The 22940-nt window shown below is 63.1% G+C and carries 22 protein-coding genes and 1 tRNA gene; 17 read left to right on the forward strand and 6 right to left on the reverse strand.

The window, feature by feature from the left end; all coding sequences use genetic code 11:
- Nucleotides 1-6: 6 nt before the first annotated feature.
- The 3 genes from AM586_RS16770 to AM586_RS16780 are packed head-to-tail and all read right to left on the reverse strand — an operon-like array spanning nucleotide 7 to nucleotide 3329.
- Entirely contained in the window at nucleotides 7-1317 is a 1311-nt protein-coding gene (locus AM586_RS16770; RefSeq protein ID WP_052234115.1) for an ABC transporter permease, read from the reverse strand.
- A 10-nt stretch (nucleotides 1318-1327) separates the two neighbouring features.
- Nucleotides 1328-2041: an ABC transporter ATP-binding protein gene (locus AM586_RS16775; protein WP_052234114.1), complete on the reverse strand. Its 714-nt coding sequence runs from the start codon at nucleotides 2039-2041 to the stop codon at nucleotides 1328-1330.
- Nucleotides 2042-2060: 19 nt separating this feature from the next.
- Nucleotides 2061-3329, reverse strand: a complete 1269-nt coding sequence (locus AM586_RS16780) for an efflux RND transporter periplasmic adaptor subunit (RefSeq protein WP_052234113.1) — start codon at nucleotides 3327-3329, stop codon at nucleotides 2061-2063.
- Nucleotides 3330-3519: 190 nt separating this feature from the next.
- On the opposite strand from AM586_RS16780, the gene AM586_RS16785 reads away from it, so the two are divergent.
- Nucleotides 3520-5151 carry a hypothetical protein gene (locus tag AM586_RS16785; protein WP_229411239.1) on the forward strand — a complete coding sequence of 544 codons (1632 nt, stop codon included), beginning with the start codon at nucleotides 3520-3522 and terminating at the stop codon, nucleotides 5149-5151.
- On the opposite strand, the gene AM586_RS16790 is transcribed toward AM586_RS16785, so the two are convergent.
- A complete protein-coding gene (locus AM586_RS16790) occupies nucleotides 5109-6968 on the reverse strand; it encodes a phosphoethanolamine transferase (RefSeq protein WP_052234370.1) in 1860 nt (619 codons plus the stop codon). The two genes, AM586_RS16785 and AM586_RS16790, sit on opposite strands and share 43 nt — an antisense overlap.
- Nucleotides 6969-7323: 355 nt before the next feature.
- On the opposite strand from AM586_RS16790, the gene rpsL reads away from it, so the two are divergent.
- The 8 genes from rpsL (at nucleotide 7324) to AM586_RS16825 (ending at nucleotide 14943) form a co-directional block, all read left to right on the forward strand.
- Nucleotides 7324-7710, forward strand: a complete 387-nt coding sequence (gene rpsL / locus AM586_RS16795; RefSeq protein WP_027867278.1) for a 30S ribosomal protein S12 — start codon at nucleotides 7324-7326, stop codon at nucleotides 7708-7710.
- A gap of 135 nt (nucleotides 7711-7845) precedes the next feature.
- The gene (rpsG, locus tag AM586_RS16800; RefSeq protein ID WP_047826132.1) at nucleotides 7846-8316 is read left to right on the forward strand and encodes a 30S ribosomal protein S7; all 471 of its coding nucleotides are present in this window, start codon (nucleotides 7846-7848) and stop codon (nucleotides 8314-8316) included.
- Nucleotides 8317-8433: 117 nt separating this feature from the next.
- Nucleotides 8434-10539, forward strand: a complete 2106-nt coding sequence (gene fusA / locus AM586_RS16805) for an elongation factor G (RefSeq protein WP_060566618.1) — start codon at nucleotides 8434-8436, stop codon at nucleotides 10537-10539.
- Nucleotides 10540-10619: 80 nt separating this feature from the next.
- Nucleotides 10620-11810 (forward strand): elongation factor Tu, encoded by a 1191-nt coding sequence (gene tuf, locus AM586_RS16810; protein WP_047826130.1) that lies wholly within the window; start codon nucleotides 10620-10622, stop codon nucleotides 11808-11810.
- 188 nt (nucleotides 11811-11998) lie between these two features.
- On the forward strand, nucleotides 11999-12310 hold the full coding sequence (rpsJ, locus tag AM586_RS16815; protein ID WP_047826129.1) for a 30S ribosomal protein S10: 312 nt from the start codon (nucleotides 11999-12001) through the stop codon (nucleotides 12308-12310).
- Between the two features lie 189 nt (nucleotides 12311-12499).
- A complete protein-coding gene (locus AM586_RS28170) occupies nucleotides 12500-12697 on the forward strand; it encodes a hypothetical protein (protein ID WP_156328251.1) in 198 nt (65 codons plus the stop codon).
- Nucleotides 12698-12708: 11 nt separating this feature from the next.
- Nucleotides 12709-13482, forward strand: coding sequence for a hypothetical protein (locus AM586_RS16820; RefSeq protein ID WP_052234111.1), 774 nt, complete (start codon nucleotides 12709-12711; stop codon nucleotides 13480-13482).
- 459 nt (nucleotides 13483-13941) lie between these two features.
- On the forward strand, nucleotides 13942-14943 hold the full coding sequence (locus AM586_RS16825) for a LacI family DNA-binding transcriptional regulator (RefSeq protein ID WP_047826128.1): 1002 nt from the start codon (nucleotides 13942-13944) through the stop codon (nucleotides 14941-14943).
- 15 nt (nucleotides 14944-14958) lie between these two features.
- On the opposite strand, the gene AM586_RS16830 is transcribed toward AM586_RS16825, so the two are convergent.
- Both AM586_RS16830 and ggpS read right to left on the reverse strand, forming a co-directional pair.
- Nucleotides 14959-16074, reverse strand: a complete 1116-nt coding sequence (locus AM586_RS16830) for a mechanosensitive ion channel family protein (RefSeq protein ID WP_047826137.1) — start codon at nucleotides 16072-16074, stop codon at nucleotides 14959-14961.
- 34 nt (nucleotides 16075-16108) lie between these two features.
- Entirely contained in the window at nucleotides 16109-18415 is a 2307-nt protein-coding gene (gene ggpS, locus AM586_RS16835; protein ID WP_047826127.1) for a glucosylglycerol-phosphate synthase, read from the reverse strand.
- Nucleotides 18416-18750: 335 nt separating this feature from the next.
- Between ggpS and AM586_RS16840 the strand changes: the two genes are divergently transcribed.
- From AM586_RS16840 to rpsC, 8 genes are all read left to right on the forward strand, one after another.
- Nucleotides 18751-18827, forward strand: a tRNA-Val gene (locus AM586_RS16840).
- 267 nt (nucleotides 18828-19094) lie between these two features.
- Nucleotides 19095-19751 (forward strand): 50S ribosomal protein L3, encoded by a 657-nt coding sequence (gene rplC / locus AM586_RS16845; RefSeq protein ID WP_047826126.1) that lies wholly within the window; start codon nucleotides 19095-19097, stop codon nucleotides 19749-19751.
- A 3-nt stretch (nucleotides 19752-19754) separates the two neighbouring features.
- The gene (gene rplD / locus AM586_RS16850) at nucleotides 19755-20375 is read left to right on the forward strand and encodes a 50S ribosomal protein L4 (RefSeq protein ID WP_047826125.1); all 621 of its coding nucleotides are present in this window, start codon (nucleotides 19755-19757) and stop codon (nucleotides 20373-20375) included.
- Nucleotides 20372-20689, forward strand: a complete 318-nt coding sequence (gene rplW / locus AM586_RS16855; RefSeq protein WP_047826124.1) for a 50S ribosomal protein L23 — start codon at nucleotides 20372-20374, stop codon at nucleotides 20687-20689. The genes rplD and rplW overlap by 4 nt, the downstream gene beginning before the upstream one ends.
- Nucleotides 20689-21519, forward strand: coding sequence for a 50S ribosomal protein L2 (gene rplB / locus AM586_RS16860; RefSeq protein WP_047826123.1), 831 nt, complete (start codon nucleotides 20689-20691; stop codon nucleotides 21517-21519). The genes rplW and rplB overlap by 1 nt, the downstream gene beginning before the upstream one ends.
- Nucleotides 21520-21529: 10 nt before the next feature.
- Nucleotides 21530-21805, forward strand: coding sequence for a 30S ribosomal protein S19 (rpsS, locus tag AM586_RS16865; RefSeq protein WP_047826122.1), 276 nt, complete (start codon nucleotides 21530-21532; stop codon nucleotides 21803-21805).
- Nucleotides 21802-22134, forward strand: a complete 333-nt coding sequence (gene rplV / locus AM586_RS16870; protein WP_170976705.1) for a 50S ribosomal protein L22 — start codon at nucleotides 21802-21804, stop codon at nucleotides 22132-22134. Before rpsS ends, rplV begins: the two co-directional genes overlap by 4 nt.
- A gap of 10 nt (nucleotides 22135-22144) precedes the next feature.
- Nucleotides 22145-22939: a 30S ribosomal protein S3 gene (rpsC, locus tag AM586_RS16875; protein WP_036240339.1), complete on the forward strand. Its 795-nt coding sequence runs from the start codon at nucleotides 22145-22147 to the stop codon at nucleotides 22937-22939.
- The last annotated feature ends 1 nt before the right edge of the window (nucleotide 22940 follow it).

A 22940-nucleotide genomic window follows, 5' to 3' on the forward strand; every position in this document is an offset into this window, starting at 1 on the left:
ATGCGCTTATTGCGATTTGAGTTGGATGGCCGGCGTGACCTGGCAGGCGCGCCAGGTCGGCAGCAGGCCGGCCAGGACCGCCGCGCTCACCGAGATCACGAAGGTCAGGCCCAGCATCTGCCAGTCCATCTGGGCGAGGTTGGCCATCGCCTTGCCCGACATGCCGATCAGCTTCAGCGCGCCGAACGCGAGCAGCAGGCCGAGCAGGCCGCCGACCAGGCCCACGACCACGGTCTCGATCAGGAACTGGTGGAAGATCTCGGTGCGCGAGGCGCCCAGCGCGCGCCGCACGCCGATCTCGGAAGCGCGCACCGAGAACTTGGCCAGCAGCAGGCCGACGGTGTTCACCAGGCACAGCACCAGGAAGCCGAAGGCCAGCCAGGCCTGCAGCTTGCTGTCCTTGCCGACCACGCCGGTGTATTCCATCCAGCCGGGGACGTCGAACAGGCGGTTCGGCGCATTGCGCTTCAGGCGGCCCAGCTTGCGCTGTTCGCTGGCGTAGTTGTCGAGCCAGGACTGGATGTCGCTGCGGTCGCCGGCGGACGCGGTTTCGATCCAGGCGGTGATCCAGGTACAGTCCGAGGCCAGGCGCGCAGCGAAGCCCGGGCCGAGGTTCTGTGAGCAGCTCATGCCGCCGTTATGCTGGGTTTCGTGGCGCACGGCGGTCGCCAGCGGGATGAAGAACTCTTCGCCGGTGGCATACGGCGAGCCGCCCTGCAGCAGGTAGACGCGCGGCAGCATCTTCCATTTTTCGGTGACGCCGACCACGGTGAACGGGAAGCCCATCAGGTTCAGCCGCTTGCCGACCGGGTTGACCTCGCCGAACAGCTTCTCGGCGATCGGACGGCTCAGCACCACCACGTCGGCGCCGCGCGCCTCGTCGGCCTCGGTCCAGGCCTGGCCGTAGGCGAAGGGCACTTCGAACATGGCGAAGAAGTCGCGCGTCGGCGCCAGGCCGCCCATGGTGAAGGGCGGGATCTCGCGACGCGGCGGCTCGACCGAGCCGGCGACGCCGTACAGCGCGGTGCGGCGCACGCCCAGGCCGCTCTTGAGGATGTTGATCGCATCCGGGTAGGCGATCTGGATGTCGCCGGGCTTTTCGCCGGCCGTGTAGTTGTCGAGCGAGGCGGGGTCGATCAGCGGCACGAACAGGCGCGCACTCTTTTGCGGGATCGGGTCGTTCGACATCATGTGCAGGATGGTCAGCGTGGAGACGCTGGCCGCCACGCCGACCGCCAGCGTGATCACCATCAGCGCGGTCAGCGCCGGGTTGCGGCGCAGGCTGCGCAAGCCGAGCTTGAAGTAATAAGCGAACATGGCCGGCTCCTCAGGCGGTGGCCGTGCTGGAAGGGGTCACCAGCGTCGGCCCCTTGCGCACCAGGTCGGATACCTGGCCGTCGATGATGTGCACGTTGCGGGTGGTGCGCACCGCCAGTTCCGGATCGTGGGTCACCATCAGGATCGTGGTCCCGGCGGCGTTGATCTCTTCCAGCAGCTCCATCACGCCGCGCGCCATCGCGGTGTCCAGGTTACCGGTCGGTTCGTCGGCCAGCAGCAGCTTCGGCGAGCCGGCCAGCGCGCGCGCGATCGCCACGCGCTGCTGCTGGCCGCCCGACAGCTCGGCCGGATAATGCTTCATGCGCGAGGACAGGCCGACCTTGGCCAGCGCTTCCTCGATGCGCTTCTTGCGCTCGGTGGCATTGAATCCGCGGTAACGCAATGGGACATCGACGTTGTCGAACAGGTTCAGGTCGGGGATCAGGTTGAAGCCCTGGAAGATGAAGCCCAGCTTTTCGTTGCGCAGGCGCGAGCGCTGGTTGTCATCCAGGCCCTTCACGTTCACGCCGTCGAGGATGTATTCGCCCGAGGTGAATTCCTCCAGCAGGCCGGCGATGTTCAGGAAGCTGGTCTTGCCGGAGCCGGACGGGCCGGTCACGGTGACGAATTCGCCTTCCTTGACGTCGATCTCGAAGCCGCGCAGGGCGTGCGTCTCGATCATGTGGGTGCGGTACACCTTGGAGAGGTTGGTCATGCGCAGCATGGTCTTTTCCTTTGGATGATTATTGGTTGATCGAGATGCGGTTCGCGTTCGCAAACGCGTCGGTCCCTGCCACTACGACTTTGTCGCCCTGCTTCAGTCCGGAGACGATTTCGACCGCCGAGATGCTGGTCGCGCCCATCGTGATCGGGGTGCGCACGGCGATGCCGTCGTGGACCACGTAGGCATAGCGTCCGCCTTCGCTTTCGACGAAGGGACCGCGCGCCACCATCAGCACGTTCGGCTTTTCTTCGATCAGCAGGCGGGCGGTCACGCGCTGGCTCTGGCGCAGGCCTTTCGGCTGCTCGCCGTCGAAGCGCACCCGCGCCAGCACCATGTTCTTCACCACTTCCGGCGACAGCGCCGACAGCTTGCCGGTGGCCGTGCCCGAGGGCAGCTGGATCTCGGCGTTCATGCCCAGGCCGAGGTCGGCCACGTAGGTCTCCGGTACCTCGACCTCGATCTCGAGCTTGGACAGGTCGACCAGCGTCATCAGGGGCGCGTTGGCCGCCACCACCATGCGGTTCTGCACGTTCAGGGTGCCGATGAAGCCGTCCACCGGCGCGCGCACCGTCAGTTCGTCGACGCGGCGCTGCGCTTCTTCCATCGACAGCTTCGCGCGTTCCAGCTCGTTCACCTTGGTCTTCAGGGCCAGCTGGACGTCGTCGCCTTCCAGCGCGGCGGCTTGCGAAGCGTGCCTGGCGCGGATTTGCGCCGACTGCAGCGCGTCCTTGGCCTTCTGGTAGTCGATCTTGGCGATCACGCCGACCTGGGCCACGCTGTCGTAGCGCTCCAGGGTGCGCTGGGCCGACAGGCGCTCGATCTCGGCGGTGTCGGCTTCCTTCTGCGCCAGCAGCTTCTGCTTGCGGGCCAGGATGTGCTGGCGCGCCACCTCGGCCTTCAGGCCTTCGTAGGCGGAAGTCTCGCGCTTCAGCACGTCGGCCAGGTCGGGCGACTCCAGCACGGCCAGCACCTGGCCCTTCTTGACGGTGTCGCCGGCAGCGACCTTCAGGTTGACGGTGGAGGAGGCCTTGGCATACAGGGTCGGACTGACGGCGGCGACCACCCGGCCGTTGACCGAGGCATCGCGCACCAGGGTGCCGCGGGTGACTTCGGCGATGCGCAGGCGCGAGGCGCTGACCGAGGCTTCGCTGCTGCGCCAGGTCGAGAACAGGCCGACGCACAGCGCGGCGACGCCGACGGCGCCGGCGATCCAGAGGGCGCGGCGCTTGATGGCGTGTCCCGCCGGCGGGGCGATGACGGCGTCTTGGTGTGAGGTATCGCGAATCATGGTGTGGACAGTCAGGTTGTGGACAGTGCTTTATTTGCACGAAACATGCCAACCCTGCGCCATCTGCCAAGTCATTGATTCTTAAGGCGTGTCCGGCAGCGGACGCGCTGTCCGCCGTGTCCGCGCAGGCGGTGGTACGGACAGGGCCGGACAGGCTTGAGATTTTGCCAACAGTCACTATTTTCTATGCATGAGCCCGACACTCTTCCGCATGTTCTCCGCCTGGCGTCCCGCGTTGACGCAGTTCCTGGGCGGTCTCGCGCCGTCCGAGACCGAGCCGCCCGCGTATCCCTTCGCGCCGGCCGACCTCATCCAGCTGCACCGCTTCACGGCATCCGACCCGGCCGCGGCGCTCGACGAGCCGACCTGGCGCGACCTGCTGCTCGAGCGCTATGCGGACAGCCTGTCCGGGGAGCTCAGCATTGTCGGCCGCCAGGAGCTGCACCGCCGCCTGCGCGCCGGCGCCAACGACGTCGAATGCGCGCGGCGGCGCGAGCGCATCGAGTGCCTGCAGCGGGAGCCGGCGCAGCTCGACGGGCTGCACCGGACGCTCCGGTCGCTGCGCCGTTCCGAGGTCGAGGTGGCGGAAGTGCTTTTCGATCCGCAGTGGCAGGCGCCGCCGCGCCCGGGCTGGCTACGTCATGCGCTGCTGCTGCCGGCCGGCCTGGTCGCTTCGCTGGCGGCGGTGCTGCTGTGGAGCGCCTGGGCCTGGATTCCCTTCGGCGTCGTGATGTACTGGCTGATGACGCTGCAGATGCGCTACAGCGACCGGGTCGGCGCCTGGACGCGGACGACGCGGGCGCTGCAGATGCTGCTGCGGGTGGTCGCCCTGCTGGACGGCAGCGGCCAGCCGCTGTGCGAGGACTTTGCGGGACGCGGCGCGCCGGCCGGACGGCTCAGCCGCAGCCTGTCGCGCTCCATCGTGGCGGAAGCCATCCCCGACGCCGCCGGCTACGGCGACTGGTTCATGCTGGCCAACGTCCGGCATTACTTCAAGACCCTTGAAATCGTGGCGCGCGAGCGAACTTTGCTGCGCGCGTGCTACCGGCTGTGCGCCGAGCTCGAGGCCGATGTCGCCCTGGCGCGCCACCTGCGCGGCGTATCGAGCTGGTGCTGGGCGAGCCGCGGCAACGACCATGCGCTCGAACTGGAAGAGGGCGTGCATCCGCTGCTCGACGGGGCGTCCGTACTGTCGCTCGGGCTGGCGGGGAAGGGCGCTTTCGTCTCGGGCCAGAACGGGGTCGGCAAGAGCACCTTCTTGCGCATGCTGGGCCTGAACCTGGCGGCGGCGCGCGCCTTCGGCTTCTGCTATGCGCGCCGGGCGCTGCTGCCGGCGCTGCCGGTGGTCGCCAGCATGCAAAACGAGGATTCACTGCTGGAAGGGCACAGCCTGTACATCGCAGAGCTGGCGCGCGCCCGCGAACTGCTGGCGGCGAGCGAGGGCCGGCCGGTGGTCTGCCTGGTCGACGAGATCTTCCGCGGTACCAATCACGAGGAATCGGTGGCCGCCGCGGCGGCCGTGCTGGACGAGCTGGCGGAACGCGCGCTGGTGGTAGTCTCGTCGCACAATCTGGTGCTCGGCCCTCTGCTGGCGCACCGCCTCGACCCCTGGCGCATCGTGCGCACGGACGGGCAGGGCCTGCGCGTGGAGCCGGGCGTACTGGGACAGACGAATGGCGTGGCCCTGCTGGCGCAGCGCGGCTTCGGTGACCGCATCCAGCGCAAGGCGGAGCGGGTGGCTGCGTGGCTGGCGCGCCAGCGGCACGAGGAAATGCCGGATCAGCTGCGCGGCACCGGCTTGCCCTTGGCGATCACTTCGTGACAATCGCCCTGGATGGTGGCGCGGTCGTAGTCGGTCCAGCCGTAGCTGTCGACGTAGCGCCGGTGCTGCTTGAAGCCGGAATTCACGAAGCTCCATTCGAGCCGCTCGCCGGGATAGCGCACCTCGGCCATGTCGAGCAGGGTGTGGAACATGTTTTCGGTTGCTAGCTTGGCCTTGCTGTGCTTCAGCAGTTGTTCGACCTTGTCCGGATAGCGCTCGCGGTAGGCATCCGAATACCAGGCGAGAGCCGGGATATGGAATTCGTATTGGGTATTGTGGCCGTGGAAGGCCAGGCGGCAGCTGTTGTCGTACAGGGTCTGGCCGTGGTCCGCCACGTACAGCATCGAGGCCGGCAGCCCGGTGTCGCGCAGCGAGTCGATCACGTGGGCCAGGAACCAGTCGGTGTACAGGATCGAGCTGTCGTAGCTGTTGTTCAGCTGGGCCTTGATGCGCAGGTCGGTGTAGGCCGGCTTGTCGACGCCGTACAGCGAGGGCAGCCATTTGTCGAACTGCTTCGGATAGCGGTGGCTGTAGTTCCAGTGGCTGCCCAGGGTGTGCAGCACGATCAGTTTCTTGGGCGCCGGGTCGGCCATCGCATGTTTCAAGGGCCCGAACAGCACTTCGTCGTAGTTCGAATTGTTGGTATAGCCGCCCAGGTTCAGGAAATCGACCACGTCGGCCTCCTTGGCGAACACTGAGACCGGGGTATCGAACTTGCCGAACGACATCTGGTTCGACAGCCAGAAGGTCTTGAAGCCGGCTTCCTTGAAGGCGGTCAGGAAGGATTTTTCCGAGAATCCATCGTGCAGGCTCTGCATGGCGGGCTTGCGCGAAATGATCACCGGCACCGACAGCCGGGTCGCCGAGACCGAGGTGATCATGTCGGGCAGCGTCACCAGGTTGGTTTCCTGCGACAGCAGCGGATTGGTGTCGCGCGCATAGCCGTTCAGGCTCCAGCGGTCGTAGCGCGAGGATTCGCCGATCACCATCACCACCAGCTGCGGCTCGCTGCGCGGCCGGGCCGCATGGGCGCCGAAGTGGAAATGGGCGCTGCGCTCGTTCAGGTCGGCCAGGTAGACCCGCTCCTGGTAGAAGTCGAAGCCGCGCGCCAGCAGGCCGAAAGGCCAGGAGCGTGAAAAGGCGTCGAGGTCGAGCGGCAGCTTGGCCCAGTGTGCCAGCGGCGGCAGGCGGCCGGCAGGCGGCAGGCTGCCCGGGCGCGGCGCGGCGGTCTGCTCGGCGGCGCTGGCCGACGGACTGGCAACGCCGCCGGTCTTGATCGGCACGACCTTGGCCGCACTCGCCAGGGCCGGCGGCGGCGGTGCGATGCCGTAGTGGTGGCCGTAGCCGAACACCGCCACACCCAGGCCCAGCACGCCCATCACCACGGTACGCGAAACGTCGTCCCAGTCGAGGTCGCGGGTGCGCCAGGCGGCGATCCAGGTGGTGATAAACCAGACGACGACGCCGATGAAGGCGCCGGCCAGCAGCCAGACTTTGCTGCCCAGGAACTCCATCGCCTCGGCCGGACTGGTCTCCGCAATGATGCCGAGATGGTGGGTCGAGATGCCCTGGCCGTAGAACGCATATAAATAGAGCTCCATCGGCACGCCCAGGAAAGCAGGCAGCAGCAGCCAGTGGAAGCAGGCCGGGCGCTTGCAGAAGGCCCAGATGCCGATCCAGCAGATCAGTTCGACGCCCAGCAGCTGGCTCGGATGCGCGACCGGGTGGCCGAACAGCCAGGGCGCGAACGGCAGGCTCGACAGTACGAGGTAGCTCAGCAGCACGTACAGGTTACGGGGACGCAGCAGGGATCGCATCGAAGCCAGGAGTGGAAACACTTGGGAAGAAAATCCGCTCATTATCTCGCCTTTGCTACCGGGAAACCAGCGTACAATGCTTGTGTCGCAGGCGCGACATTCTTCTGGCGATTTCGCCATCAATCGCCATCCGCACGGCCCCCAGGCCGCAAGCTGGTTGACCTTGCCCTCCTTCGGGTCTATACTCGCGAGTTCTCGAATTAATCTGCACATCGTATACGCATTGAAGCCGCTCCCATTGGTGAGTGGCTTTCGTCGCCTGTACAGCGAGCAATCCGGGACTAGGTTTCAGTCCCCGGACAGCAAGACGGTCCGGGTCATCAACGTAGTAGCAAATTTTGTTGGATTAAGAACGATGCCAACCATCAATCAACTGATTCGCAAGCCGCGTGAAGCCGCGGTTGTGAAGAGCAAGTCCCCGGCACTGGAAAACTGCCCGCAGAAGCGCGGCGTTTGCACCCGTGTCTACACCACGACCCCGAAGAAGCCGAACTCGGCACTGCGTAAGGTCGCCAAGGTGCGCCTGACCAACGGTTTCGAAGTCATTTCGTACATCGGCGGTGAAGGCCACAACCTGCAAGAGCACAGCGTCGTCCTGATCCGCGGCGGCCGTGTGAAAGACTTGCCGGGTGTGCGTTACCACATGGTTCGCGGCGCACTGGATACCCAGGGCGTGAAAGACCGTAAGCAAGCTCGCTCGAAGTACGGTGCGAAGCGTGCCAAGGCCGGCGCCAAGAAGTAATTCTGCGGTCTCGTCATATCGAGGTCACATTTAAAAGTTAAGTTGAGCCGGCCGGAAGGCCGAGTAAGTGAAGGGTCATGAGGGCCTTTCGCGAGTGCGGAATAAGCACTCAACTGAAGACAGGAAGGAATTGAAATGCCACGTCGTCGTGAAGTACCCAAGCGCGAGATTCTGCCGGATCCGAAATTCGGCAATACCGATGTCGCCAAGTTCGTCAACGTTCTGATGCTGTCCGGCAAGAAGTCGGTCGCAGAAAACATCATCTACGGTGCGTTCGAATACATCCAGACCAAATCGGGCAAGGACCCGCTGGAAGTGTTCGTGGCCGCGATCAACAACGCCAAGCCGATGGTCGAGGTGAAGTCCCGCCGCGTCGGCGGTGCCAACTACCAGGTGCCAGTGGAAGTTCGTCCGGTTCGTCGTATGGCTCTGTCTATGCGTTGGTTGCGCGAAGCCGCAAACAAGCGTAGCGAGAAATCCATGCCGCAACGTCTGGGTGGTGAGCTGATGGAAGCCGCGGAAGGCCGTGGCGGCGCGATGAAGCGTCGTGACGAAGTCCACCGTATGGCTGAAGCGAACAAAGCGTTCTCGCACTTCCGCTTCTAAGCAAGTGGCCAAACCTCGAAAGGGGTGCGGCCATGCAGTATCCGTTGTTCAGGCCGGGCGCATTTTGATCACCAGAATGCTGCTCGGTTTTGTCCATTCAAAGATTTAGGAAAAATTATGGCACGCACTACCCCTATTGAGCGCTACCGTAACATCGGTATCTCCGCTCACATTGACGCCGGTAAGACGACTACCACCGAGCGCATCCTGTTCTACACCGGCGTGAACCACAAGATCGGTGAAGTGCACGACGGTGCAGCAACCATGGACTGGATGGAGCAGGAGCAAGAGCGCGGCATCACCATTACCTCGGCAGCGACGACCTGCTTCTGGAAGGGTATGGCCAACAACTTCGAGCCGCACCGCTTCAACATCATCGATACCCCGGGCCACGTCGACTTCACCATCGAAGTGGAACGTTCGATGCGCGTCCTGGACGGCGCCTGCATGGTTTACTGTGCAGTCGGCGGCGTGCAGCCGCAGTCGGAAACCGTGTGGCGTCAGGCTAACAAGTACAAAGTCCCGCGTCTGGCATTCGTCAACAAGATGGACCGTACCGGCGCGAACTTCTTCAAGGTGTACGAGCAGATGCGCGCCCGCCTGAAGGCCAACCCGATCCCGCTGCAGATCCCGATCGGCGCCGAAGACAACTTCAAGGGCGTGGTCGACCTGGTCAAGATGCAGGCGATCTACTGGGACGACGCGTCGCAGGGCATGAAGTTCGACTACCGCGAAATCCCGGCCGAACTGCTGGACACCGCCAACGAATGGCGCGAGAAGCTGGTCGAGACCGCCGCTGAAGCGAACGAAGACCTGATGAACAAGTACCTCGAAGAGGGCGACCTGTCCGAAGACGAGATCAAGAAGGCACTGCGTCAGCGTACCATCGCGTCGGAAATCGTCCCGATGATGTGCGGCACCGCCTTCAAGAACAAGGGCGTGCAGGCCATGCTGGACGCGGTCATCGAATACCTGCCGTCGCCGGTCGACATCCCGCCAGTCAAGGGTACCGACGAGGACGACCAGCCGGTCACCCGTCAGGCATCGGACGAAGAGAAGTTCGCAGCGCTGGCATTCAAGATCATGACCGACCCGTTCGTCGGCCAGCTGATCTTCTTCCGCGTGTACTCGGGCGTCATCAAGTCGGGCGACACCGTCTTCAACCCGATCAAGGGCAAGAAGGAACGCGTCGGCCGTATTCTGCAGATGCACGCGAACCAGCGTGAAGAGATCAAGGAAGTCCGCGCAGGCGACATCGCTGCTGCAGTCGGCCTGAAGGAAGCGACCACCGGCGAAACCCTGTGCGATCCGTCGGCACCGATCATCCTCGAAAAGATGGTGTTCCCGGAGCCGGTCATCCAGCAGGCCGTCGAGCCGAAGACCAAGGCCGACCAGGAAAAGATGGGCCTGGCGCTGAACCGTCTGGCGCAGGAAGACCCGTCGTTCCGCGTGCGTACCGACGAAGAATCGGGCCAGACCATCATCGGTGGTATGGGCGAGCTGCACCTGGAAATTATCGTCGACCGCATGAAGCGTGAATTCGGCGTGGAAGCGACCGTCGGCAAGCCGCAGGTGGCATACCGCGAAACCATCCGCAAGGGTGTGAGCGACGTCGAAGGCAAGTTCGTCAAGCAGTCGGGCGGCCGCGGCCAGTACGGTCACGCTGTCCTGAACGTCGAACCGCAAGAGCCGGGCAAGGGCTTCGAGTTCATCGACGCCATCAAGGGCGGCGTGATTCCTCGCGAATACATCCCGGCAGTCGAGAAGGGTGTGCGCGAGACCCTGACCACCGGCGTGCTGGCTGGCTACCCGGTCGTCGACGTCAAGGTCACCCTGGTCTTCGGTTCGTACCACGACGTGGACTCGAACGAAAACGCGTTCCGCATGGCCGGTTCGATGGCATTCAAGGACGCTTGCCGTAAAGCGAACCCGGTCATCCTCGAGCCGATGATGTCGGTGGAAGTGGAAACGCCGGAAGACTACGCCGGTACCGTGATGGGCGACCTGTCGTCCCGCCGCGGTATGGTGCAGGGCATGGACGAAATCCCGGGCGGCGGCGGCAAGATCATCAAGGCCGAAGTCCCGCTGTCGGAAATGTTCGGTTACTCGACCGTGCTGCGTTCGGCAACCCAGGGCCGTGCGACCTACACGATGGAATTCAAGCACTATGCTGAAGCTCCGAAGCACGTGATGGACGCGATCGTGACCGCGAAGTCCAAGTAATAAAAAAATGGGGGCAGGACACAATCCTGCCTCCGACCTAACAAAAATTAAGTAAATTGTTCTTTTAAAGGAAGATCAAAATGGCAAAGGAAAAATTCGAACGGACCAAGCCGCACGTGAACGTCGGCACCATCGGTCACGTTGACCACGGCAAAACCACCCTGACGGCTGCAATCGCAACCGTCCTGTCGAAGAAATTCGGCGGCGAAGCCAAGGCCTACGATCAGATCGACGCGGCTCCGGAAGAGAAGGCACGCGGCATCACCATCAACACCGCGCACGTCGAGTACGAGACCGCAAACCGTCACTACGCTCACGTTGACTGCCCGGGCCACGCCGACTACATCAAGAACATGATTACCGGTGCTGCCCAGATGGACGGCGCGATCCTGGTGTGCTCGGCCGCTGACGGCCCGATGCCGCAGACCCGCGAGCACATCCTGCTGGCGCGTCAGGTTGGCGTTCCGTACATCATCGTGTTCCTGAACAAGTGCGACCTGGTCGACGACGCAGAACTGCTGGAACTGGTCGAAATGGAAGTGCGCGAGCTGCTGTCGAAGTACGAGTTCCCGGGCGACGATCTGCCGATCATCAAGGGTTCGGCTCGTATGGCACTGGAAGGTGCTGCCGGCGAAATGGGCGAAGACTGCATCATCCGTCTGGCCGAAGCGCTGGACACCTACATCCCGACCCCGGAACGTGCCGTTGACGGCGCCTTCCTGATGCCGGTGGAAGACGTGTTCTCGATCTCGGGCCGCGGTACCGTGGTGACCGGTCGTGTCGAGCGCGGCATCATCAAGGTCGGCGAAGAGATCGAAATCATCGGTATCGTCGACACCGTGAAGACCACCTGCACCGGCGTGGAAATGTTCCGCAAGCTGCTGGACCAGGGTCAAGCTGGCGACAACGTCGGCCTGCTGCTGCGCGGCACCAAGCGTGAAGACGTCCAGCGTGGCCAGGTTCTGGCCAAGCCGGGCTCGATCAAGCCGCACACCGACTTCACCGGCGAAGTGTACGTGCTGTCGAAGGACGAAGGTGGTCGTCACACCCCGTTCTTCAACAACTACCGTCCGCAGTTCTACTTCCGCACCACCGACGTGACCGGCTCGATCGTTCTGCCGGCCGACAAAGAAATGGTGATGCCGGGCGATAACGTGTCGATCACCGTCAAGCTGATCGCCCCGATCGCGATGGAAGAAGGTCTGCGCTTCGCAATCCGCGAAGGCGGCCGTACCGTCGGCGCCGGCGTGGTTGCCAAGATCATCGCCTAATTTCGGTTAGCGATTCGCCGGCGGCCTGTGCTGCCGGCACAACGGATGGGGACAGACTTTTGGGTCTGTCCCCATCTGTTCAAGTGAGAACGGTGATATACTCCCGCCTCTTGAGCAGTACTGAATCACCTGAAGCACCTTTTACACATTGCCGGCGCAAGCCGGAACGTTCTTTTAAAGGAAATAGCATGTCCAATCAGAAAATCCGCATCCGCCTGAAAGCGTTTGACTACAAACTGATCGACCAGTCCGCTCTGGAAATCGTCGACACCGCCAAGCGCACCGGCGCTGTGGTCAAGGGCCCGGTCCCGCTGCCGACCCGCATCCAGCGTTTCGACGTGCTGCGTTCCCCGCACGTGAACAAGACCTCGCGCGACCAGTTCGAAATCCGTACGCACCAGCGTCTGATGGACATCGTGGACCCGACCGACAAGACCGTCGACGCACTGATGAAGCTGGACCTGCCGGCTGGCGTCGACGTCGAAATCAAGCTGCAGTAATTCGGTTTTAGCCTGGCGGATCACGGTCCGCCGGCGAACAAACGGGGCTGGCCTTCACTTTGTGAGCCAGCCCCGTTTCTTTTGGTGAAAGGGAACAGTGCGCATGATGACTTTGCCAATGCGCCACATCCGCACAGCGACGCCTATTCGCCCACTGCATTTGTTCGATACTTGTGGCATAGTGAAGACATGAAAGCACTGAAAAGCCAGCTGGCGACGGAACTTCTTGCCGATCCAAAAGCAAGAGACCAGCTTCGTCAATTTATGACGAGTAAGCATCCTCAGGCCCAGGCCGCACCTCAGTCCGTCGCGGGAGAGTTTCATATTCGCCGTGCCGGTGGCCAGGCAGTGCGTGCTACGATCGTGCCTAAAGCAAAAGCCGCCTAACTGACACGTCGATGAATGTAGCGCTGCCTGCACTCATCGTCTTCTTCCTGCTCCTGCCCGGCTTTATCTTCCGTACGAACCTCAAACGGGCCGAGCGAACTTCTCTCGACTTTTCACCTTTCGGACAGGTCGCTGCGGAAGCCATCTTGTGGGCTCTCGCGCTACATTCGCTCTGGCTTTACGTTTCCCATCTTGTCTTCAAACACGACTTTGAACCGGTCGTGCTGATGAAGCTTTTGTCCTCCGCCTCGACCATTCAGGCCGAGGCGACCGACATCGTAGGGCGCCAGTTCAACTGGATCGCCGCCTATTTTGCAACACTCATCAGTGTTGCGTTCGCGTTGCCCAAGCTCATACGCTATGTCATCTCCCGGTACCGGCTCGATCGCGCTGGCGCACCATTAAGCGAGATTTTTCGCTTTCATCAAGCGCCATGGTATTACCTGCTTACCGGAGCAGATTTCGAGCGCGATGAAGCACCTGACTTCATCGTCGTGTCGGCCATCGTGGAAATAGGTAAGGAGGCGGTGCTCTACGTCGGTGTATTGGATGAGTTCTATGTCGACGCTGAGGGACAGCTCGACCGGCTCGTCTTGCAGAGTGTCGTACGCCGCCCGATCAGCAAGGACAAGTCTGATGCGTCTATTGCGAGTAGCGCTGAAACGCGCTTTTATGCCGTCGATGGCGACTCCTTTGTACTTCGTTATAGCGAAGCGATCACGCTGAATATCCAATATGTGCGCCTGACTCCCGAAGACACGGAGCTTGACGCCGCAGCTTCTTGAGCGACCGTTCCTAAAGTTGCTGTTGGCAATATTCTGAGGATCGGCATGACAACTATTTCCGCTTCTCTCCCTGCGCGCAAAGCGCTTGCACCACATCCCGTGGCTGGACGTGATCGGCGCCGCCTGACTGGTCTTCGTTGGCATATGGCCGTCAGGCTCATCCTGCCGCCCGCGCTGCGCGATCGTGCTGATCGCCGCCTGCCAGCGTATCGACGAGCCCGCCGACCGCTGGCTGCGCCGCCACGGCATCGAGCGTCCCATGCCGTGCGCGCTTCTGCTCTTGATAAGCCGAACACCGTCCTGATCTTGAAGCCAGACAGCCCAGTGCGCCTGACGCGCCTGGGCGTCGAGCGGTCCGGCCTGCGTTGCGTGTTCCTGTACCTGGACCGCCCGCAAGAGCTCATTGATGTTGCAACTTTTGAAACACATCGGTGATAATCGCGCTTCAGGAGGAACGCGATGGCAACAATGAAGCAGGTGGCGCAACGTGCGGGGGTCTCGATCTCGACGGTTTCGCATGTGATCAACAATACGCGCGCCGTCAGCGATGAGGTGCGGTGCAGGGTGCTGGGCATCATCGACGAGATGCGCTACGTTCCCAGCGCCGTCGCCCGCAGCCTCAAGAACGACAAGACCAACATTATCGGCGTGCTGGTGCCGAACAGTTCGAATCCCTATTTTGCCGAACTGCTCCGCTGGATCGAGGACGCCGCTTTCGAGTCGGGCTACCACATCATCCTCTGCAACGCCCACGGCGACGCGCGCAAGCAGACCGCATACCTGCGCCTGCTGATGGAGCGGCGCATCGACGGCCTGGTCCTGGTCGCCAGCGGCGCCGACGAAGAACACGATTTGCTGCTGCGCCACGAATCCGTGCCCGTCATCCAGCTCGAGCGCGCCCTGCCGGGGTTGGACGCCGACCTGGTCCTGGCCGGCCAGGAGGAGGGCGCCTGCCAGGCCACGCGCCACCTGATCGAGCTGGGCCACCGCGCCATCGCCTGCGTGTCGGGCCCGGTCGACCTGCCGCGCAGCCGCGAACGGGTCGGCGGTTTCCTACGTGCGATGCGTGAAGCGGGGATCGAGGTGCCTGATGACAACGTGGTTCACGTGGAATTCACCAGCGCCGGCGGCTACGCGGCTTTTGCCAGGCTGCTGGCGCGGCCCCAACGCCCGAGCGCCGTGTTCGTCACCAGCGACCTGATGGCGATCGGCGGCCTGTGCGCAGCCGGCAGCGCCGGGATCCAGGTGCCCGGCGAGCTGTCGGTGGTCGGCTACGACGACATCTGCGCCGCCAGCTATGCGACGCCGCCGCTGACCACCATCGCGCCGCCGAAGCGCGAGATGGCGCGGCTGGCGATCAAGCGGCTGATCGAGCGCATCCGCGGCGTGCGTGAGCCGCTGCGCAATATCGCCTTGGCCAGCTCGCTGGTGGTGCGGGCCTCGACCGCGCCCGCACACTGATCCATTCCCTGAACGCTAGCTTGCCGCCGGCGGCAAGGGCACCGGGCCGCGCTCGACCGGCACGATGCCGTCGCGGGCCTGCGCCGCCAGGTCGCGCGCATCGCGCACATGCAGGGTCTGGGCAGGGAAGGCCAGCTCGATGTCCATCTCGGCGAAGCGGTCCAGCATCTGCAGGTAGATCTCCTGCTGGATGTCCATGAAGCGCAGGTAATCCGGTGTCTCGACCCAGTACACGACTTCGAAGTTGTACGAGGACGGGCCGATCCCGCTGAAGTGGGCGCGGTCGAAGCTGACCGTTTCCCGCGCCTTGACGAGCTCGGTCAGCAGCGGTGGAATTGCGCGCAGCTTCGAGGTCGGGGTGTCGTAGGTGACGCTGACCCCGAACACCACCCGGCGCCGGTTCATGCGCGTCATGTTCTGTAGCCGGCTCCTGAGCAGGTCGGCGTTCGAGAACACCAGCTGCTCGCCGCTCAGGCTGCGGATACGGGTGGTCTTCAGGCCGACGTACTCGATCGTGCCCAGGAACTTGTCGACGATGACGAAGTCGCCGATCACGAAGGGCTTGTCGAGCACGATGGAGAGCGAAGCGAACAGGTCTCCGAGGATATTCTGCACCGCCAGCGCCACCGCGATACCGCCGATGCCCAGCGAGGCCACCAGGGTGGTGATGTTCACGCCCAGGTTATCCAGGATCATCAGGAGGATCACGATCCACAGCACCATGCGCGCAATGAAACCGACTGCCGCGGCCGAGGTCGCGCGGGCCGGGTCGGTGTTCGTGTTGCCGTAGTACTCGGCCAGCCAGGCGCGCAGCGCGGTATTGCCCCAGATTGCCGCCTGGATCAGTCCGCTCACGATGGCGAAGCGCGTCGCGAACAGCTTCACCGACAGCGGCAGGGCCAGCACCGTGCTGCCTGCGTACAGGCCCATGATCAGGATCACCGAGGTCCTGGTGGCCAGCAGCGCGGCCACGGCGATGTCGTCGAGTTTGGTGTCCGTGCGCGCCGCGATGATGCCCAGCCGGTGCACCACCACATTCTTCACCAGGTGCAGGGCGAGCGCGACGCCGACCGCGATGCCCAGCGCGGTCAGCCAGCTCAGCACCGTGTTATTCAGGAACATCACTTCCATGCAGCATCCTTTCGAGGTCGATTGCAGGGTTTGCTCATGCGGCTTGCGCGAGGGCATCGCCTTCCAGGGCGGCGCGCTCGACCGCGTCCAGGAAGTCCGCGCCCCAGCGCGCCACGTCGTGCTCGGCCACGATGGCCGCCAGGCGCTCGGTGCGATAGACGGCCTCGTCCTGCCTCATTGTAATGGCGCGGTACAGGGTGCTCGTCATCGAATGCGTATCGTAGGGGTTGGTCAGCAATGCGCCGTGCAGTTCGACCGCGGCGCCGGCGAATTCCGACAGGATCAGCACGCCCGCCTTGCCGGCTGCCTTGCGCGCGGCAATGTATTCCTTGGCGACCAGGTTGAGGCCGTCGCGCAGCGGCGTGATCCAGGCGATGCCGCAGGCCGCGTAGTGCGCCAGCACCGCTTCGAACGGCAGCGAACGGTAGAAATAGCGCACCGGCACCCAGTCCAGCGTCGAGAAGCGGCCGTTGATCCGGCCTACCGTGCGGTCCAGTTCCTCGCGCAGGGCTTCGTAGACTTCCATGCCCGGTGCTGCCGGCGTGATGATGTTCAGCAGCGTCACCTTGCCGGCCAGCTCCGGATGCAGCTCCAGCAGGCGCTCGAAGGCCTGCAGCTTTTCCAGCGAGCCCTTGACGTAGTCGAGGCGCTCGATCGAGACGATGCCGGTGCGGCCGTCCAGGTAGGCGTCGATCTCGGCCAGGCTGCTCGCCACCGCTTCGGTGCCGAGCAGGCGCTCGATCGAGCCGACGTCGGTGCCGACCGGATGCGCGCCGAGCGCGATCCTGCGGCCGCCGGCTTCGATGGTGGTGGCGACGGTATCGACCCCGAGCGCGCAGCCGTAGGTGAGGAAGCGCGGCGCGCACTGGGCGCGTTCGAGGACCTCGAGCGGCGCGAAGGCGCGTGCGGCGTCGACGAAGTTCTCGGCGTAGCGCGGGATATGGAAGCCGATGTAGTCGCACTGCAGCAGGCTGGCCAGGATCTCGCGCCGCCATGGCAGGATGTTGAACACGTCGCTCGACGGGAAAGCCGTGTGGTGGAAGAAGGCGATCTTCAGGTCCGGGCGCAGCGGACGCAGGAAGGCCGGCACCATCCACAGGTTGTAGTCGTGGATCCAGGCGGTGGCGCCGTCCTGCGCTTCGCGCGCGGTCTGCTCGGCGAACAGGCGGTTCACCTCGAGGAAGCGCTCCCAATGGTCCTGGCGGAACTCGGCCTTGTCCGGGAAGGAGAAGATGATCGGCCAGAACGCCTCTTTCGAGAATTTTTTGTAGAACAGGTCGACGTCCTCGCCAGTGAGGGCGATGCGCGCCGCTTCCAGGTTCGGGTAGCGTTCGGCGTCGACCGCTTCGTGCGTGACGAAGCCTGCCGGCGTACGGGAGTCCTGCTGCGACCAGGCGACCCAGGAGCCGGTGCGGCCGTCGGCGAACAGGCTGAGCAGGGTCGGCATGATGCCGTTCGGGCTCTTCGGGCGGCGGCGCACGCTGACGCCGTTCTCGACCGCCTCGTCGTAGGGCAGGCGGTGGTAGACCATCACCAGTCCGGCTTTTCCGCGCGTGGGCTCGGCGGCGGCGTCCGTATCGGCAAGCGTCAGCCCGTGGTGCGCCAGCCCTTCGAGAATGCCGTCGCAACCCTCGCCGTCGGCGATATACGCGTGCTTCATGCGCCGCACCCGCGCCACCAGCGCCGGCTCGGAACCGCCGACGGCGATGCCCTTGAAGCCGGCCTCGAACAGCGAAAGGTCGTTCAGGGTATCGCCCGCCACCACCACCTGCGAGTGGTCGAAGCCGGCGGCGTCCGCCAGCCGGCGCAGCGCCGAGCCCTTGCAGACGCCGCGCGGCAGCACGTCCAGGTAGCGGCCCGCCGAGAACAGCAGGTCGCAGCCGAGGCTTTCGACGGCGGCGCGCAGCGCGGGCGTCACGCCGGCTTCGCTGGAGAGGAAGGAGCAGCGGCGCTCCTGCGGCACGCTCTGGCGCTGCAGCCCGGGAAAGCCGGCCAGGGCCTTCACGACCGCGTGGCTGCCGGGCCAGTTGGCGGCGGTCTCGTGATGCAGGGGCTCGACCGGGCGCAGGTCGCGGCCGCGGACGATCGTCGAGCCGACGTCGGCGATGATGTAATGCGGGGTCGGGATGGTCGGATCGGACAGCAGCGGCATCACCGATTCGAGGCCGCGGCCGGTCACGAATACCAGCGTCGCGCCTTCCAGTCCTCCGCTGAACAGTTCGCGCACCTGGCGCCGGGCGTCGCCGGAGCCGGCCAGCAGCGTGCCGTCGAGGTCGGTGGCGAGGACGAGCTTGCGGGGATCGAGGACGGGGGAGGGGAAGCGGGAAATGGTAGCGGACATGCGATCATCCTTTTTTCTGGGCGTGGGCGTGCAGGTACGCGGCCGTGGGCCGGTGCACGCTTGGGAAATGGCGAGGCCGTACGCGCGATGGCGGGCCTGCCGGCGAGGAGGGAAAAGACAGCGGCTGGCTTGATTTGCAGCCGTGCGCCAGCGTGAGGAGTTATAAGTATTTTAGGGGTGAGACTGCGCTTGTCCCTCGATGGAGCATTACAAGGATAACATTGTGAAACTGCATCGACAACCCGTGTCACGATAGCATCATGCCGGGCGGATAAAGAATTTCACGGATGGGTATTGCACTTTCCTGATTGCGGCCCTTATAATGCGGCCTCCCCGGGCGGTTAGTTCAGCTGGTTAGAATACTTGGTCGACATCCAAGGGGTCGCAGGTTCGAATCCTGCACCGCCCACCAGAATTCCTCCATATCGCAGGCCTCGAGCCTGCAGAGAAAAGGTAGCCGTGCTGCCTTTTCTGTGCTGATCGACAAGATCAGATTTCTTTCTTCTCCACGACTACAGCGTAAAACGCAACAGACCGCGTCAGCTTCCGCATTCTTCTGTTGCGCCTACTCGACGCGCGCGCTATACTAGCCGGCTTCGGTATGGGCTAGTCTTTTTTTGCCCATGCGTTTTTGTAGTTCAATTAGCCCCGCCCAATCGTAGGTGGGAATGGAGAAAAAATGAGCCTGGGCCTCCTCGGTCGCAAGGTTGGCATGATGCGCATCTTCACGGACGACGGCGATTCGATTCCCGTCACCGTGCTGGACGTGTCGAACAACCGTGTTGCGCAAGTCAAAACTCCTGAAACTGACGGTTACTCCGCTGTTCAGGTCGTATTCGGTCAACGTCGCGCCTCGCGCGTGAACAAGGCCAGTGCGGGTCACTACGCCAAAGCTGGTGTCGAAGCCGGTACGCTGCTGAAGGAATTCCGCATCGACGCCGCTCAAGCCGCTGGTTTCAAAGCTGGCGACGCAGTCAATGTCTCGATGTTCGAAGTGGGTCAGAAAATCGACGTGCAAGGCACCTCGATCGGTAAGGGCTACGCCGGTACCATCAAGCGTTACAACTTCTCGTCTGGCCGTGCTACCCACGGTAACTCGCGTTCGCACAACGTGCCGGGTTCCATCGGTATGGCACAGGATCCGGGTCGCGTGTTCCCTGGTAAGCGCATGACCGGTCACATGGGTGATGTCACTGTCACCACCCAGAACCTGGAAATCGCCCGTATCGACGCCGAGCGTCAACTGCTGCTGGTCAAGGGTGCCGTTCCTGGCGCCAAGAACGGCCAAGTGGTTGTCAAGCCGGCTGTCAAAGTCAAAGCAAAGAAGGGAGCTTAAACGATGGAACTGAAGCTCCTGAATGAGCAAGGCCAAGCCGGCTCGAACGTGAGCGCCACCGACGAAGTCTTCGGTCGCGATTACAACGAAGCACTGATCCACCAGATCGTGGTCGCCTACGCCGCTAACGCGCGCTCGGGTAACCGCAAGCAGAAGGATCGTGAAGAAGTCAGCCACACCACCAAGAAGCCGTGGCGTCAAAAAGGTACGGGCCGTGCTCGTGCCGGTATGTCGTCCTCGCCGCTGTGGCGTGGTGGTGGTCGTATCTTCCCGAACTCGCCTGACGAGAACTTCTCGCACAAAGTCAACAAGAAGATGTATCGCGCCGGTATGTGCTCGATCCTGTCGCAGCTGGCCCGCGAAGAGCGTCTGAACGTCGTCGAGAACCTGTCGATCGAAGCCCCGAAGACCAAGCTGCTGTCGCAGAAGCTGCAGAGCATGGGCCTGGAATCGGTCCTGGTGATCACCGACACCATCGACGAAAACCTGCTGCTGGCATCGCGCAACCTGCCGAACGTGCTGGTTGTCGAGCCGAAGCATGCTGACCCGATGTCGCTGGTGTTCTACAAGAAAGTCCTGGTCACCAAAGCTGCTCTGGCCAAGATCGAGGAGATGTACGCATGAGCGCCGCAATCAAATTCAGCGAAGAGCGCCTGATGAAGGTGCTGCTGGCTCCGGTCATTTCCGAAAAGGCGACCTTCGTCGCTGAAAAGAACGAACAGATCGTGTTCAAGGTTCTGCCGGATGCGACCAAGCCGGAAATCAAGGCTGCCGTCGAGCTGCTGTTCAAAGTCGAAGTGGAATCAGTGCAGACCGTGAACCGCGAAGGCAAGCAGAAGCGCTCGGGCCGTTTCATCGGTCGCCGCAACCACACCAAGCGTGCTTTCGTGTGCCTGAAGCCAGGCCAGGAAATCAATTTTGTCGAGGAGGCTAAATAATGGCACTCGTTAAGATGAAGCCAACCTCCCCAGGCCGCCGCGGCATGGTGAAGGTTGTGAACAGCGACCTGTACAAGGGTCGTCCGTTCGCAGCCCTGGTTGAAAAGAAATCGAAGACTGCTGGCCGTAACAACAACGGTCACATCACGACCCGTCACATCGGCGGTGGTCACAAGCACCACTACCGTGTCGTGGACTTCAAGCGCAACAGCAAGGATGGCATCCCGGCAAAGGTCGAGCGTATCGAATACGACCCGAACCGTACCGCGCACATCGCGCTGCTGTGCTACGCCGACGGCGCACGTGCTTACATCATCGCCCCGAAGGGCGTTGCTGTCGGCGACACGCTGATGAACGGTTCGGAAGCACCGATCAAGGCCGGTAACTGCCTGCCGATCCGCAACATCCCGGTTGGTACCGTGATGCACTGCGTCGAAATGCTGCCGGGTAAAGGCGCACAGATGGCCCGCACCGCCGGTGCCGCTGTCGTGCTGATGGCCCGTGAAGGCACCTACGCCCAGGTTCGCCTGCGCTCGGGTGAAGTGCGCCGCGTGCACATCGAGTGCCGCGCCACCGTGGGTGAAGTCGGCAATGCCGAGCACAGCCTGCGCAAGATCGGTAAAGCCGGTGCGATGCGTTGGCGCGGTGTCCGCCCGACCGTCCGCGGTGTCGTCATGAACCCGATCGACCACCCGCACGGTGGTGGTGAAGGTCGTACGGCAGCCGGTCGTCATCCGGTGTCGCCATGGGGCCAGCAGACCAAGGGCAAGAAGACGCGTTCGAACAAGCGCACTTCGTCGATGATCGTCTCGCGCCGCGGCAAGAAATAAGGGATAAAACATGACTCGTTCATTGAAAAAAGGGCCGTTCATCGACGCCCACCTGGTGAAGAAAGTCGAAGCCGCGCAAGCAGCCAAAGACAAGAAGCCAGTCAAAACCTGGTCGCGCCGCTCGACGATCACTCCGGACTTCATCGGTCTGACCATTGCCGTGCACAACGGTAAGGTCCACGTGCCTGTGTACGTGTCGGAGAACATGGTCGGCCACAAGCTCGGCGAATTCGCGCTGACCCGTACGTTCAAGGGCCACGCTGCTGACAAGAAGGCGAAACGATAATGGAAACTAAAGCAATCCTCAAAGGCGTTCGCCTGTCCGAGCAGAAGGGCCGCCTGGTTGCGGACCTGATCCGCGGCAAGAAGGTCGACGCCGCGCTGAACATCCTGCAGTTCAGCCCGAAAAAAGGCGCCACCATCATCAAGAAGGTGCTGGAGTCCGCAATCGCGAACGCCGAGCACAACGATGGTGCCGACATCGACGAACTGAAGGTCGTTCAGATCTATGTCGAAAAGGGTCCGATCCTGAAGCGCTTTACGGCTCGCGCCAAAGGCCGCGGTGATCGCATTTCGAAACAATCCTGTCACGTCTACGTGACTGTCGGTAACTAAGGAGCATACGATGGGTCAGAAAATCCACCCAACCGGCTTCCGCCTGGCGGTCACCCGTAACTGGGCGTCGCGCTGGTACGCGGGCAACGGCAATTTCGCCGACATGCTGAAGGAAGACCTGGAAGCACGCGCTTTCCTGAAGAAGAAGCTGAAGAACGCTTCCGTCGGCCGCATCGTGATCGAGCGTCCGGCCAAGAACGCACGCTTCACCATCTACTCGTCGCGTCCGGGCGTGGTCATCGGCAAGAAAGGCGAAGACATCGAAGTTCTGAAGTCGTCGCTGACCAAGATCATGGGCGTGCCGGTGCACGTCAATATCGAAGAGATCCGCAAGCCGGAAATCGACTCGCAGCTGATCGCCGATTCGATCGCCCAGCAGCTCGAAAAGCGCATCATGTTCCGTCGCGCCATGAAGCGCGCGATGCAGAACGCCATGCGCCTGGGCGCTGTCGGCATCAAGATCATGTCGTCGGGCCGTCTGAACGGCATCGAGATCGCACGTACCGAATGGTACCGCGAAGGCCGTGTGCCGCTGCACACCCTGCGCGCCGACATCGACTACGGCACCAGCGAAGCCTCGACCACCTACGGCATCATCGGTGTCAAGGTCTGGGTCTACAAGGGTGACCGTTCGCCGACCGGCGAAGCACCGGTGATCGACGTGCCGGCCGACGAGAAAAAGCCGCGCGGTCCGCGTCGTGACGACGGCAAACCGGCTGGCCGTGGCCGTCCGGGCGCCAAGCCAGGTACCGCACCAGCAGGCCGCCGCGCTGCCAAGCCGGCTGCTGAGAAAGCAGGAGAATAAG

This window comes from Massilia sp. WG5 (assembly GCF_001412595.2).
Lineage (GTDB): Bacteria > Pseudomonadota > Gammaproteobacteria > Burkholderiales > Burkholderiaceae_D > Telluria.